The 14,046-nt window shown below is 69.0% G+C and carries 6 protein-coding genes; all 6 read left to right on the plus strand.

Features of this window, described 5'->3' with window-relative positions:
* Positions 1 to 21 precede the first annotated feature (21 nt).
* From BXA03_RS26980 to BXA03_RS02530, 6 genes are read left to right on the plus strand one after another with little or no spacing between them, the layout of a single operon-like run.
* Positions 22 to 2,274, plus strand: a complete 2,253-nt coding sequence (locus tag BXA03_RS26980) for a phage tail length tape measure family protein (protein ID WP_076503575.1) — start codon at positions 22 to 24, stop codon at positions 2,272 to 2,274.
* Complete coding sequence (locus BXA03_RS02510) at positions 2,271 to 2,915, plus strand: hypothetical protein (RefSeq protein WP_076503576.1); 645 nt, start codon at positions 2,271 to 2,273, stop codon at positions 2,913 to 2,915. The genes BXA03_RS26980 and BXA03_RS02510 overlap by 4 nt, the downstream gene beginning before the upstream one ends.
* On the plus strand, positions 2,912 to 3,553 hold the full coding sequence (locus BXA03_RS02515; RefSeq protein ID WP_076503577.1) for a hypothetical protein: 642 nt from the start codon (positions 2,912 to 2,914) through the stop codon (positions 3,551 to 3,553). Before BXA03_RS02510 ends, BXA03_RS02515 begins: the two co-directional genes overlap by 4 nt.
* On the plus strand, positions 3,550 to 3,984 hold the full coding sequence (locus tag BXA03_RS02520) for a DUF6950 family protein (protein ID WP_159444697.1): 435 nt from the start codon (positions 3,550 to 3,552) through the stop codon (positions 3,982 to 3,984). The genes BXA03_RS02515 and BXA03_RS02520 overlap by 4 nt, the downstream gene beginning before the upstream one ends.
* Complete coding sequence (locus tag BXA03_RS02525; RefSeq protein ID WP_076503579.1) at positions 3,972 to 13,433, plus strand: hypothetical protein; 9,462 nt, start codon at positions 3,972 to 3,974, stop codon at positions 13,431 to 13,433. The genes BXA03_RS02520 and BXA03_RS02525 overlap by 13 nt, the downstream gene beginning before the upstream one ends.
* Positions 13,433 to 14,026: a hypothetical protein gene (locus BXA03_RS02530; RefSeq protein ID WP_076503580.1), complete on the plus strand. Its 594-nt coding sequence runs from the start codon at positions 13,433 to 13,435 to the stop codon at positions 14,024 to 14,026. Before BXA03_RS02525 ends, BXA03_RS02530 begins: the two co-directional genes overlap by 1 nt.
* Positions 14,027 to 14,046: the final 20 nt, after the last annotated feature.

Raw genomic sequence — 14,046 nt, forward strand, 5'->3', positions numbered from 1 at the left:
GAGCACGGGAAGGGCGGCGCGATGACCGCTGAAATCTCCATCCTGCTGACGGCCAAGAACGCGACGAAGGGGGCTTTCGACTCCCTCAGTCGCGACGTCGACAGCGTGATTTCCGGCATCGGCTCGCTGCAGGCCGTGTTCGCCGGTGCGCTCGCGGGCCTGTCCGTCTCCACCGTCATGACGAAGTTTCTGAACGAAACCCGTGATGCCGAGCAGGAGCAGGCGCAGCTCGCCGCCGTGCTGCGCTCCACGGGCGAGGCCGCCGGCTGGTCGCTCGATCAGCTCAACGACATGGCGTCGGAGCTGCAGAAGAACAGTGTTTTCAGTGACGGCGATATCAACAAGGCGCAGACGCGCCTCCTGAGTTACACGGGCGTGGTCGGCGAGCAGGTGCCGCGCGCGATGCAGGCCGTCATCGACATGTCGGCCCGGCTGGGGATGGACCTCAACCAGTCCGCCGAGACCATCGGCAAGGCGCTGGACGTCCCGAGCCAGGGGCTGACCGCCCTGTCGAAACAGGGTTTCCGCTTCACAGACGACCAGAAGGAACTGGTCAAGCAGCTGGAGGCCACGGGCAAGACGGCCGAGGCGCAGGGGATCATCCTGCAGGCGCTGGAGTCCAGCTATGGCGGCGCCGCCAAGGCCGCCCGCGACACGTTCGGCGGCGCGATTGCCGCGCTGCGCAACAACATCGACAGCCTCATGACCGGCGACAGCGGGTCCATGAAGCAGCTCAAGGACACCGTCGAGGGCCTCAATAGGACCCTGGAGTCCGACGAGACGAAAGCCGCATTCCAGACGCTCACGGGCTGGCTTACCGCGGCTTCCACGGCCGCGATCCGCGGTGCCGCCAACCTCATCACCTTCGCCAACGCGAAGAGCCGCATTGCCCTGGTGCTGGGCACGGACGACTTCGGCAAGATGAAGGCCGAGGCCGACGGCGCCGCCGCGCACGTGTCGCGCCTGGTGGAGATGGCCGAGCGTTACCAGACCGCCATTTCCCGCGGCGAGAACGTGGCGCAGAACCAGCGCAACCTCGACAAGCTGCGCCCGCGAATCGCGGAGGCGCAGGCCCGCGCCGCGCAGGCGTCCGGTGCACTCAAGGGCTTCGCCGACGAGGTCGCCCCGCTGCCGTCGAAGGCCGAGGCGCCGGCCATCAAGGGCCCGGGCGCGGGTGGCGGCGCCAAGGCCGGCAAGGACGAGAAGACGAAAGACCCCGAGGCCGCCGCAAAGCGCTACCTCGAAACGCTCACGAAGCAGGTCGAGAAGGCCCAGCAGCTGAGCCAGGTCGAGCAGACGCTCGCCGAAATCCAGCGCATCCGCAATGACGGCGGCACCGTCACCGAGGCGGCCAAGCAGCAGCTACTCCGCGCCGCCGCCGAGCTGGATGCGGCCGAGGAACGCAAGGACCGCACGAAGCGCGAAGAGAAGGAACGCACCGAGCGCGAAAGCGCCTGGCAGAAACAGCTCGAAGAGGGCCGCCGCATCATGGATCAGGTGCGCACGCCCCTGGAGTCCTACGCGGCCGAGGTCGAGAAGCTCAATGGCCTGTTGGCCTCGGGCGCCCTGGATCAGGAGACGTACACGCGCGCCGTCGCCGGTGCATGGGGTGCCTATCAGGAGGGCGAGAAGGCGCTCAAGAGTCTCGGCACCGAGGCCGACGAGTTCGCCAAGCGCGCGGCCGGCAACATTCAGGACCAGATCGGCCAGGGCCTGTATGACGCCGTCACGGGCCAATTCGACAACATCGGCAAAGCCTGGCTGCAGCTGCTGCTACGCATGGCCGCAGAGGCCGCCGCGGCTTCGCTGTCCCGCGCGATGTTCGGCGACCTCGTGCAGGGCGGATCGGGCTCGGGCATGTTCGGCTCCACGCTCAAGGCCCTCGGTGGCGTGCTCGGGCTGGTGAGCGGTGGAGGCTACAGCGCCGCCACGCAGGCGGGACTCGATGGCGCCGTGGCTGGCCTGGGCGCAGCGAAGGGTTTCGACGTGAGCGCCCTCATGAACGCCCCGCGCATGGACACGGGCACCAACTACGTGCCGCAGGACATGCTCGCGGTGGTCCACAAGGGCGAGAAGATCACCCCGGCCCGCTACAACCGCGCCGCCGATCCCGATGCCCAGAGCGCTGGCCTCACGTTCGCGCCGGTCCTGAACAACCACATTGATTCGCGCTCGGACAAGGCGTCGATCATCGCGACGACGCAGTCCATCGTGAATGCCTCGCTGCGCCAGTTCGCCGAGCAGCTCAAGCGCGGGGGAGTGATCCCCACATGAGCCGCATCGTTCAACTGAGCGACCTGGTGAACATTGCCGCGATCACCTGGGGCATCCGGTCCTTCGACCTGTCGCGCAGCAACCCCGACACCGGGTCGACGCAGGTGGCGGTGCTGGGTCCGATGCGCCGTACGTGCGCCATCGTGAGCAACGAGCGCGAGGAAGACCCCGAGGTGATCGCGCAATGGCGCGCCCTGCAGCATGCCCTCGCCGGCCAGGTCAACCGCCTGGCCGTGTGGGACTTCGGCAACCCCGAGCCCCGCGGTACCGCCCGCGGCGAGTGGCGGGCCGCTGCCCGCGCACCTGCTGGTGCCTCGTCCATGGTGCTCGATGTCAGCGCCGGCCAGAACGGCCGCACGCTGCTGATCGGGGATTGGATCGGGGTCGGCCAGGACAGCGAGGGCCCGGCCCGCCAGCTGCTGCACGTGCAGTCGAGCGCAACGGTCGCAGCCAATCAGCTGACCGTTGAGTTCGCGCCGCCCCTGCGCGCGTCCGTGCCTGCCGGTGCGCCCGTGCTGTGGGACCGTCCGACCTGTCTCATGCGCCGCAGCAGCGGCGATGCCAGCTGGAAGGCCACGCCCGGCGAGTGGAACCCCTTCGAGGGTGGGCACAGCCTGGACCTCATGGAGAGCTGGGAATGACCGTCGGCATTGACGCCAGCTTTGCCGCGCTCGCCGGGGCTGCTGCCTATGGCGAGCTGGCCCTCGTCGAGCTGCGGCCCACCACGGGCGTCCTGCGCCTGACAACGTGGCCGATGGACGTCGAGGTCATGGGCTACACGTGGAAGGGCCTTGGCAACCTGGGCCAGGTGGGCGAGATCCACGAGAGCGACGACGGCGGCGCGGAAAAACTGCAGCTGAGCCTGTCGCCTGTGCCGCTGGATATGCGCGCCTTCGCGCTGAGGGACCCGCACGAATACCGCGACCGGCCCGTCCGGGTGTGGGTCGCCATGGTCGATGCGCACACGCTGCAGATCAATGGCGCGCCGGTGCTGCGCTTCGCGGGCGTGATGGACCAGATGCGCATTGACCGTCAGGACTCGGGCGATGGGTCCTCCGGCGGGTCCTCAGGCGTCATCGGCATGACGTGCCGGACCCTGAGCTACGACGTGCGCAGCAACCCATCGAGCCTGCGCATGAACCACACGCAGCACGCTCGCCGCTTCCCCGGTGAGCGTGGCTTCGAGTACCTGCAGGGCCTCATCGGCAACCCGACGGTCTACGCGAGCCGGGCCTATCAGGCCTATATGTACATCCGCAACATGCTGGGCTACCGGTGACAGAGTTAGACGATTTCGTGAACGCGCGGCGCGCGATTCCCTTCGAGTATTTCCAGCACGATTGCGCCCACGTGGCGGCCGACTGGGTCAAGGCCCGCACCGGTCACGATGCCCTGGCCCCGCTGCGCGGGGAGGGCGCGCCGCTGGATGGCGGCAGCCTGCTGCGCGCGCTGCGCTTTGTGCGCCAGGCCGGCGGCGGCGCCGATGCCCGCGCCTCGTTCATTGCGGCGGGCGAGTTCCTGCTCGGGCCCGCGCGACCTGGCCTGACCGCGCGCCGCGGCGACGTAGTGCTGGCCCGCAGTGGCGCCAAGGTGGGCCGGGTGTCCGGCTATAGCTTCGGCATCTGCACCGGCGCCCATGTGGTGGCCCCGGGCACGGATCGCCTGGAGTTCCTGCCGATCACCAGCGCGGAGGCCGCATGGTCGCTGTGATGCGCGCGCTGCTCCTGCTGTGCCTTGCCCTTGCGAGCGTCTCGGCACACGCGGAGCCTGTCTCCACGTTCATCGGCGGCATCTATACCTGGCTTGGCACGGCCGCGGTCGGGACGATGACATGGGGGAGCGTCATCACGGCCGCGCTGACGGTGGTCAGCGTCGCCAGCACGATGCACGCCACCAGCCAGCAGAAGCGCCGGGCCCGGCAGGAGGCCGCGCACAAGCTGCAGCAGGACATCGCGAACCTCGCGGATCGGCGCCTGACGCTCCTGCAGAGCGATTCGCCCCATGCGGTGGTCTACGGCTCGCCCGCGCGTGTGGGTGGTGCCATCGTGGGCATGGTCACCACGGGCGCCGGTGCCCAGTGGACGCACATCGTCATGATCTTCGCGGCCCACCCCTGCGAGGCCATCGAAGAGCTCTACATCGACGATGACCCGATTCAGGCCGGGCCCGATGGCTGGACCACGAACGAAACGTTCTTCAAGCAGCCCGGCGGCTTCATGGACTACGACCACGGGCCCATGGTGCACGTGGGCGTGCACCTGTCGCCCGGTGGCGTGGACGTGGCCGATCAGTGGCTGATCGACCAATGCAATAGCGCCATCGGCGGCGCCCCGGGCATGTGGACGGCTGATCACAAGCTGTCCGGCTTCACCTATGCCGTGGTGTCGGTCAACAAGATCATGGACCGCTTCCAAGGCGGCCCGCCCAACGTCACCGCCAAGCTGCGCGGGAAGGCGTCGATCCTCGATGTGCGCACCGGGGAGCGCGGCTACTCGCGCAATCCCGCGCTGTGCCTCGCGGACTTCATCACGTCGGAGCAGGGCTACGGCGCGAGCTGGGACCAGATCGACACGGCCGCGCTGATCGCCGCGGCGAATGCCTGCGATGAAGAGGTCTACGGCGCAGATGCGGACGACGGATCGGAAGGCGCCGCCGTGAACTTCGGCGGCAGCCGCGCCCTGTACGTGTGCGACGGCATGTTCCGCAGCGATCAGGACCGCGACAGCACCCGCCAGCAGCTCGAAGAGGCCATGGCCGGATTCAGCATGCAAAGCGGCGGCGTGTGGCGGATTCAGGCCGGCGCCTGGAGCACCCCGGTTCTGGTGCTGGGCGATGCCGACATGCTGCAGCCCTCGGTGGTGGTGCAGACCGGCAACCCAGGAGAGCGGGTCTACAACACGGCCCGCGGCACCTATGTGAACGCGGCGCAGAACGGCGTCAGCTCGGATTTCGCGCAGTACCAGAACGAGACATTCCTCGCGCTCGATCCGCACGCCAAGATTCTGGACATGGCGCTGCCCTTCACGGGCGCCCATGTGCGTTGCCACCAGCTCGCGCGCGTGGCCGTGGAACGCAGCCGCGGCGGCCTGGTGCTGCAGATCTTCCCCAAGATGCTGGCTTGGCACCTGCAGCCCGGGGACCGCGTGCTCCTGTCCTCTGCCTTCCTCGGCTTCGAGGATAAGGCCTTCATCGTGACGGACTGGCGCTACAGCCGCACGGCGCCGCTGACGCTGGAGGTGCAGGAAGACGTCCCGGCCTTCTACGACACGGCCGACGAGGTGCTGGCCGATGCCGCGCCGAATTCCAACCTTCCCAATCCCTACGCGCCGCCTGCACCGCCGCAGAACCTGCGCGTCGAGAGTGGTCCCGAGCAGATCGTGCAGCAGGTGGCGGGGGCCATGGTGCGCGCGCGCGTCAGCTGGGCCCCTTCGACCAGCTCCTACGTGATCCATGGCGGCCGGGTGCGGGTGCAGTGGCGCGCAGGCGCGACCGACCCGGGCCAGGTTGACGGCCTGGACGTTGCGGCCTGGAACGACGTCGAGCTGCCCGGCGACGCGGTCGAAACCTTTCTGCTCGGGCTGGATGTAGGCAGCGTCTACTCGGTGCGCGCGCGCTTTGAAACGACCTTCACGGCGTCGGCCTGGGTCTATGCGGGCCACACGCTCGAAGGCAACACGGGCAACCCGGCCGAGGTGCAGGGCCTGGCCCTGTGGGTGGCAGAGGACGGCATCCGCGCGCGCTGGGGTGCCCCGGTGGGCCTCGATCAGCTGGAGTGGGACGGCACACAGGTGCGCCGCGGCGACACCTGGCCGGCTGCTGCCGCTGACGTGCGCTTTGACGGCCGCGCCCTGACCGCATCGCTTGGGTGGTTCCCTGCAGGCGCGCAGAACGTGTGGGCGGCCCATCGGTCCATGACCGGCCGGTGGTCCTCGCCGATTTCCGCCGGCATCGCCATCCTCCCGCCTGCGACAGTGGTTCCGCAGTTCGAGCTGACCATGCAGTTTGTGCAGCTGCGGTGGGCAGACTGCCGCACCACGCAGCCGATTTCGCGCTACGTGGTGCGCAAGGGAGAAGCATGGGAGACGGCCGATCCGGTCGGCCAGGCCGTGGGCACGTCCTTCTCCCTGCAGGGCCAGGTGGGCGCGGCGCGCTACTGGGTGGCGGCCGTGGACGTCGCCGGCAACCTGGGTGTGCCGGGCGCAGTGGACGTGACGGTCGATCAGCTGATCGAGAGCGCCCTCGACGTGCTGGACAAGCAGCTCGGGGATGCCTTCGAGCTGCTGCAGCAGGACCTGACGGACACGAACCGCAGCTGGGCCCAGGCGGTCGCCGCCGAGGCGCAGAACCGCGCGCAGGCCATCATTGCCGCGGCCCAGCAGAGCGCGGCCGACCTTGCGGCCGAGGCGCAGGCTCAGGCCGCCGCGATCACGGCTGCGGTCGCTGCCGAGGCGCAGCGCAACACGCAGGCGCTCGCCGCGGAAGCCGCGCAGCGCGCGCAGGCGCTGGCCGCCGAGGCGGCCGCCCGTGCCGGCGACGTCGGCGCCGCTGCCGCGGCCGAGGCGCAGGCCCGCGCCGCTGCCATCGCGCAGGAGGCGCAAAGCCGCGCCGCCGCGCTCGGGGCCGAGGCCGTGGCGCGCAACGCGGCCATCCAGCAGTCCGCCGCCGCGCTGCAGGCGTCCATTGACTCGGTGCATGCCCAGCTCGGCGACATCCTGGGCGTGGGCGACTACGACCCCGCCCACGCTTACGCGGTGGGCGAGATGGCCAAGGCCGAGGGCAAGCTCTACCGGTCCACGGCCGCAACGCAGGGCAATCCGCCCCCGGACGCCGCGTTCTGGCAGCTCGTGGGTAACTACGCCTCTATCGGCGAGGCCGTGGCGGGGATCGCTGCCCAGGTACAGGATCACTCCACCCGAATCCAGCAGACGGAAGACGCGTTTACCGCGCAGGCCGCGCAGTTGTCGGGCGTCGCGTCAAGGCTCGGCGCAGCCGAAGGCGTGGGCGCCGCGAACGCGGGCGCTGTCTCGGGCCTGCAGTCGGACGTGAGCAGCATTAACGGCGCGCTGACGGCGCAGGCCCAGCGCCTGGACCGGCAGCAGGCCGCGCTCGACGGCAAGGCGTCGGCCTCGGCGCTCGCCGCCACCGATGCCAAGGTGACGCAGGCCGAAGGCGCGATCAGCAGTCACAGCGGCCAGCTGGCAAGCCTGGGTAGCCGCATTGGCGCCGCCGAGGGCGTGGGCTCGGCCAATGCCGGCGCTATCTCCGGCCTGCAGTCCGATGTGAGCAGCATCAACGGCACGCTGACCAGCCAGAGCCGCAGCATCGTGTCGCTCACCAGCGAGCTGCAGACGGGGCTCGCCCAGCTCGACACAGATGGCGGCGTGCCGGTGTTCCGCCAGGCCATGCAGCCGGTTGTCACTGGCGTCAAACGCAACCTGTTCGACTACAACTCATCGGGCCGCGGGGGCTTGTGGTACGGGTTCAATGGGCTGACCTGGCTCGACCCCAACGAGCTGGCTCCCGATGGAAGCTCGGGCGGCGTCATGAAGGTGACGGTGGCTCAGGAGCAGATCCTGCGCGTTGCCAAAGACGGTCACGAGGGCGGCGCGCCCGGTATGGCCTACGCCTACGGGCTGTGGATCCGAACGGCGGATGGCTCGTCGAAGCAACTCGTGATCGACGTCAACGATCGGTATCTCGGCGCTGATGGTGTGGTGACGGTCGATGGGACATATCGGCGCATCACAGCAGCGATGACGACGGAGGCGGACACCTTCCGCTTCATGGACGTCAACCTGACGCCGGGCAGCTACTACGTGTTCGGAGCGCAGATCGAGGTGGGCAGCCAGGCCACGGCCTATCAGGCAGTCGAGACGCCGACGAACTTCGCTGGCTCGGGGCTGCCGGTGGGCTCGCTATGGGTCGACACGGCCAACAACAACCGGCTGAGCCGCTACAACGGTGCAGGCTGGGACGAGGTGACGGACGCGCGCATCGGGCCCACCGCCAGCGCGGTGCAGTCGCTCGAAGCCAAGACGCAGCAGCAGGACGGCCAGATCAGCAGCCACAGCGGTCAGCTAGTGAGCCTGGGCAACCGCATCGGCGCGGCCGAGGGCGTGGGCGCCGCGAACGCGGGCGCTGTCTTGGGCCTGCAGTCGGACGTGAGCAGCATCAACGGCGCGTTGACAGCGCAGGCCCAGCGCCAGGACCAGCAACAGGCCGCGCTCGATGGCAAGGCGTCGGCCTCCGCGCTCGCTGCCACCGATGCCAAGGTGACGCAGGCCGAAGGCACGATCAGCAGTCACAGCGGGCAGTTGGTGAGCCTGGGCAATCGCATCGGTGCAGCCGAAGGCGTGGGCGCCGCGAACGCGGGCGCTGTCTCGGGCCTGCAGTCGGACGTGAGCAGCATCAACGGCGCGCTGACCGCGCAGGCCCAGCGCCTGGACCAGCAGCAGGCCGCGCTCGACGGCAAGGCGTCGGCCTCCGTGCTTGCCGCCACCGATGCCAAGGTGACGCAGGCCGAAGGCGCGATCAGCAGTCACAGCGGCCAGCTGGCAAGCCTGGGCAGCCGCATCGGCGCCGCCGAGGGCGTGGGCTCGGCCAATGCCGGCGCTATCTCCGGCCTGCAGTCCGATGTGAGCAGCATCAACGGCGCGCTGAGCAGCCAGAGCCGCAGCATCGTGTCGCTGTCCAGCGAGCTACAGACGGGGCTCGCCCAGCTCGATGCGGATGGCGGGGTGCCCGTGTTCCGGCAGTCCTCACAGCCTGCTATCACTGGCATCAAGCGCAATCTGCTGAACGGAAATTCCTCGGGTCGCGCCCACCCATGGGATTACTTCGTGGGCGACTGGACGATTGATCCGAGCGAGAGCGCCCCCGATGGCAGCGGCCTCGGCGTCATGAAGGTCACGACCTCCTCCAAGACAGAGTTTCGCGTCTCCGCCGGCTTCTACTACGAAGGCACCCCGGGAGAGACTTACACCTATTCGGTGTTCATCCGTTCTGCGGATGGCTTGCCGAAGCCGCTGCTGCTCGACCTCAACGACGCAGACTGGTCGGATGGCGGCGTGCCGGTGATCGATGGTGGTTACCGCCGAGTCGTCGCCACCGGTGTGACGTCTGCGAATGGCTACCGCTTCATGGATTTGCAGCTGCCCGCGGGCAGTTACTACCTCTTTGGCGCGCAGATCGAGGTGGGCAGCCAGGCCACGGCCTATCAGGATGTCGTTTCGCCGACGAACTTCGCGGGCTCTGGGCTGCCGGTGGGTTCGCTGTGGGTGGACACCGCCAACAACAACCGGCTGAGCCGCTACAACGGTGCAGGCTGGGACGAGGTGACGGACGCGCGCATCGGCCCCACGGCCACCGCGGTGCAGTCGCTCGAAGCCAAGACGCAGCAGCAGGACGGCCAGATCAGCAGCCACAGCGGGCAGCTGGTGAGCCTGGGCAACCGCATCGGCGCCGCCGAGGGCGTGGGCTCGGCCAACGCGGGCGCTGTCTCGGGCCTGCAGTCGGACGTGGGCAGCATCAACGGCGCGCTGACCGCGCAGGCCCAGCGTCTGGACCATCAGCAGGCCGCGCTCGATGGCAAGGCGTCGGCCTCGGCGCTCGCTGCCACCGATGCCAAGGTGACGCAGGCCGAAGGCGCGATCAGCAGCCACAGCGGCCAGCTGGCAAGCCTGGGCAGCCGCATCGGCGCCGCCGAGGGTGTGGGCTCGGCCAACGCGGGCGCTGTGTCGGGCCTGCAGTCGGACGTGGGCAGCATCAACGGCGCGCTGACCGCGCAGGCCCAGCGCCTGGACCAGCAGCAGGCCGCGCTCGACGGCAAGGCATCGGCCTCCGCGCTCGCCGCCACCGATGCCAAGGTGACGCAGGCCGAAGGCACGATCAGCAGCCACAGCGGGCAGTTGGTGAGCCTGGGCAATCGCATCGGTGCCGCCGAGGGCGTGGGTGCCGCGAATGCGGGCGCTGTCTCGGGCCTGCAGTCGGACGTGGGCAGCATCAACGGCGCGCTGACGGCGCAGGCCCAGCGCCTGGACCAGCAGCAGGCTGCCATCGACGGCAAGGCGTCCGCCTCCGCGCTCGCCGCCACCGATGCCAAGGTGACGCAGGCCGAAGGCGCGATCAGCAGCCACAGCGGCCAGCTGGCAAGCCTGGGCAGCCGCATCGGCGCGGCCGAGGGCGTGGGCTCGGTCAATGCCGGCGCTATCTCCGGCCTGCAGTCGGACGTGGGCAACATCAACGGCGCGCTGTCCAGCCAGAGCCGCAGCATCGTGTTGCTCACCAGCGAGCTGCGGACGGGGCTCGCCCAGGTGGGTGCCGATGGCGGCGTGCCGGTGTTCCGCCAGGGCAGGCAGCCCACTGTCACGGGCGTCAAGCGCAACCTGTTCGACGTGAACTCCTCGGGGCGTGCGGGGCCTTGGCACTCGGTGGGTGCGGCCTCGTGGGTGGTCGACGCGAACGAGCAAGCGCCGGACGGCAGCGGCCCGGGAGTGCTCAAGGTCACGATGGCCGTCGCTGACGTGGTGCGGGTTGCCGTCGGTCGATATGACGACGGTGTGCCTGATGTCTCGTACAGCTACAGCCTGTGGATTCGGACGGCTGATGGTTCGCAGAAGGCGCTCGCCGTCGACGTCAACGATGTGTTCTTCGGTGACGACGGCGTGCATCAGCTCGGCCCCGCTTATCAGCGTATTTCCGCGACGCTCGCAACGAACTGGAACTATTACCGCTTCCTCGACTTGAATCTGCCTGCGGGCAGCTACTACCTCTTCGGAGCGCAGATCGAGGTGGGCAGCCAGGCGACGGCCTATCAGGATGTCGTGTCGCCGACGAACTTCGCTGGCTCGGGGCTGCCGGTGGGTTCGCTGTGGGTGGACACGGCCAACAACAACCGGCTGAGCCGCTACAACGGCGCTGGCTGGGACGAGGTGACGGACGCGCGCATCGGGCCCACCGCCAGCGCGGTGCAGTCGCTCGAAGCCAAGACGCAGCAGCAGGACGGCCAGATCAGCAGCCACAGCGGCCAGCTGGTGAGCCTGGGCAACCGCATCGGCGCGGCCGAGGGCGTGGGCTCGGCCAACGCAGGCGCTGTCTCGGGCCTGCAGTCGGACGTGAGCAGTATCAACGGCGCGCTGACCGCGCAGGCCCAGCGCCTGGACCAGCAGCAGGCCGCGCTCGATGGCAAGGCGTCGGCCTCCGCGCTCGCCGCCACCGATGCGAAGGTGACGCAGGCCGAAGGCACGATCAGCAGCCACAGCGGCCAGCTGGCAAGCCTGGGCAGCCGCATCGGCTCGGCCGAGGGCGTAGGCTCGGCCAATGCCGGCGCTATCTCCGGCCTGCAGTCGGACGTCAGCAGCATCAACGGCACGCTGACCAGTCAGAGCCGCAGTCTCGTGTCGCTCACCAGCGAGCTGCAGACGGGGCTCGCCCAGCTCGACACAGATGGCGGCGTGCCGGTGTTCCGCCAGGCGACGCAACCCGCCATGCGGGGCGTCAAGCGCAACCTGTTCGACTACAACTCATCGGGCCGCGGCGGCATGTGGTACGGCTTCGGCGGGGCGACTTGGCTTGACCCCAATGAGCGCGCACCGGACGGCAGTGCAGGCGGCGTCATGAAGGTGACGGCGGATCAGGAGAGGATTCTGCGGGTCGCCAAGGACGGCCACGATGGCGGAACCCCGGGCCTGAGCTACGCCTACGGGCTGTGGATTCGCACGGCGGATGGAACGTCGAAGCAGCTGGTGATCGACGTCAACGACCGGTATCTCGGCGCCGATGGCGTGGTGACGGTCGATGGGACATATCGGCGGATCACGGCAGCGATGACGACGGAGGCGGACACCTTCCGCTTCATGGACGTCAACCTGACGCCGGGCAGCTACTACGTGTTCGGAGCGCAGATCGAGGTGGGCAGCCAGGCCACGGCCTATCAGGCAGTCGAGACGCCGACGAACTTCGCTGGCTCGGGGCTGCCGGTGGGCGCGCTGTGGGTCGACACGGCCAACAACAACCGGCTGAGCCGCTACAACGGCGCGGGCTGGGACGAGGTGACGGATGCGCGCATCGGGCCCACCGCCAGCGCGGTGCAGTCGCTCGAAGCCAAGACCCAGCAGCACGACGGCCAGCTGAGCGCACAAGCCGCCAGCGTCACGGCGCTGCAGGCGCGTGCGGATGGCGTCGATGGCAAGACTGCCTCCATCGAACAGAGCCTGTCGGTAACTGCCGACACGGCAGGCAAAGCGCTCGCGCGGTACACGTTCCGCCTCGACGTCGGCGGCCGCATCAGCGGCATGTTGAACGACAACGACGGCCAGACCAGCCGCATGGCATTTTTGACCGACGTGTTTTCCATCACGTCTCCGGGCTACGCCGATAAACCGGTGTTCACCATCGGCACGGTGGGCGGTACGGGCGCATTGGGATTCCGCGGGGACATGTACCTCGATGGCTCGATCCTGGCCCGCTCCATCAGCGTGCAGCAGCTGGCGGCGCTCACGGCCAACCTGGGCCAGGTCTACACGGGCCGCCTCGACGTCATGGGCGGCATCAACGGCGAGGGCGGCGAGAACTGGGGCTATGCCCGCAGCTACGGGAAATGGTACGGGGACGGGCAATGGGGCTGGTTGCTCGCACGTCGCGGCTCCGATGGGCAGGTGATGGCCGAAATCAACGGCCCCAACATGGGCTTGCAGATGCACGGCCCCTCCGGCTGGATGCGCCTTTGGGGCCCCGGCTTCAACCTCGACACGGGCGGCCTGACCATCAATCAGGTGGACGTGATCGACACGCTGAACGTGCGTGGTGGTGCCATCAACACATCGTTGGCGGCCGTGGGCGCCGATTACGTGCAGGTGAATTTCGCAGTGCCCGCCGGGCAGAACTGGCGAGTCGCCTGCCACGCCACGAATCAGCACGCAGGCCCCGTCTTCTCGCTGCTGCGCACGCACAGCGGCAACTACGCCATGGCGGCCGACAGCGGCTCACAGAACCTGCTGCGCATGTGGGACCTCGGCCCGGGCTCCTACGGCGTGCAGATTTCCGCGCAGGACCTTTGGCGGGGTGGCTATGCAAACGGCGGCTCCGACTGGGGCCCGCCCCCCTATTCGCCCAATGGCCAGGTCGTGAACCTCGTTCTCCACATCTGCAAGAAAGCCTGATGGACGTCATCAATTACACCGTGGTGGACGAGCACGGCCTCGTGCGCTCCTATGGGCAGACGGCCGAGCCTCAGCTGCTGTCCCCGCCAGCGGGCGGCCGTGTGCTGGCCGGCGTCGCGCCGCTCACGGTCAATGCCTGGTGGGCGGCGGACAGCCAGACCTTCCAGCTGATCCCGCCCGCGCCGTCGCCGCGTCACACGTTCGACCCGGTCGCCAAGGTGTGGGCCCTGGTGCTCACCCTGGCCGATCTACGCGCCGAGCAGCTCGACGCCGTCAATGCTGCCTTCGAGCGCGCGAGCCAGGCGCTCACGGAAGGCTATCCGGCCTCCGAGCGGCTGACCTGGCCCATCCAGCAGAGCGAGGCGCTCGCGTGGGCAGCCGACCCGGCAGCGCCGACCCCGTACCTCGACGGCCTGGCCGCAGCGCGCGGGATCGAGCCCGCCGAGCTGCGGCAGAAAACGCTCGAGAACGTGCAAGCCTGGATGGCGGCCAGTCAGCAGCTGATCGGGCGCCGGCAGGCGCTGCGCGATGCCATCGCCGCCGCGGCCACGGTGGACGCCATCCGGGCCATCACCTGGGAAGGAGACGCCTAGCGACACCGACCCATTCCCCT

The sequence above is a fragment of the Pseudacidovorax sp. RU35E genome, assembly GCF_900156165.1.
Lineage (GTDB): Bacteria > Pseudomonadota > Gammaproteobacteria > Burkholderiales > Burkholderiaceae_C > Xenophilus.

Coding starts and splice junctions, on each gene's coding strand:
- BXA03_RS26980 (WP_076503575.1), top strand. CDS start 22: ATGACCGCTGAAATCTCCATCCTGCTGACGGCCAAGAACGCGACGAAG.
- BXA03_RS02510 (WP_076503576.1), top strand. CDS start 2,271: ATGAGCCGCATCGTTCAACTGAGCGACCTGGTGAACATTGCCGCGATC.
- BXA03_RS02515 (WP_076503577.1), top strand. CDS start 2,912: ATGACCGTCGGCATTGACGCCAGCTTTGCCGCGCTCGCCGGGGCTGCT.
- BXA03_RS02525 (WP_076503579.1), top strand. CDS start 3,972: ATGGTCGCTGTGATGCGCGCGCTGCTCCTGCTGTGCCTTGCCCTTGCG.
- BXA03_RS02530 (WP_076503580.1), top strand. CDS start 13,433: ATGGACGTCATCAATTACACCGTGGTGGACGAGCACGGCCTCGTGCGC.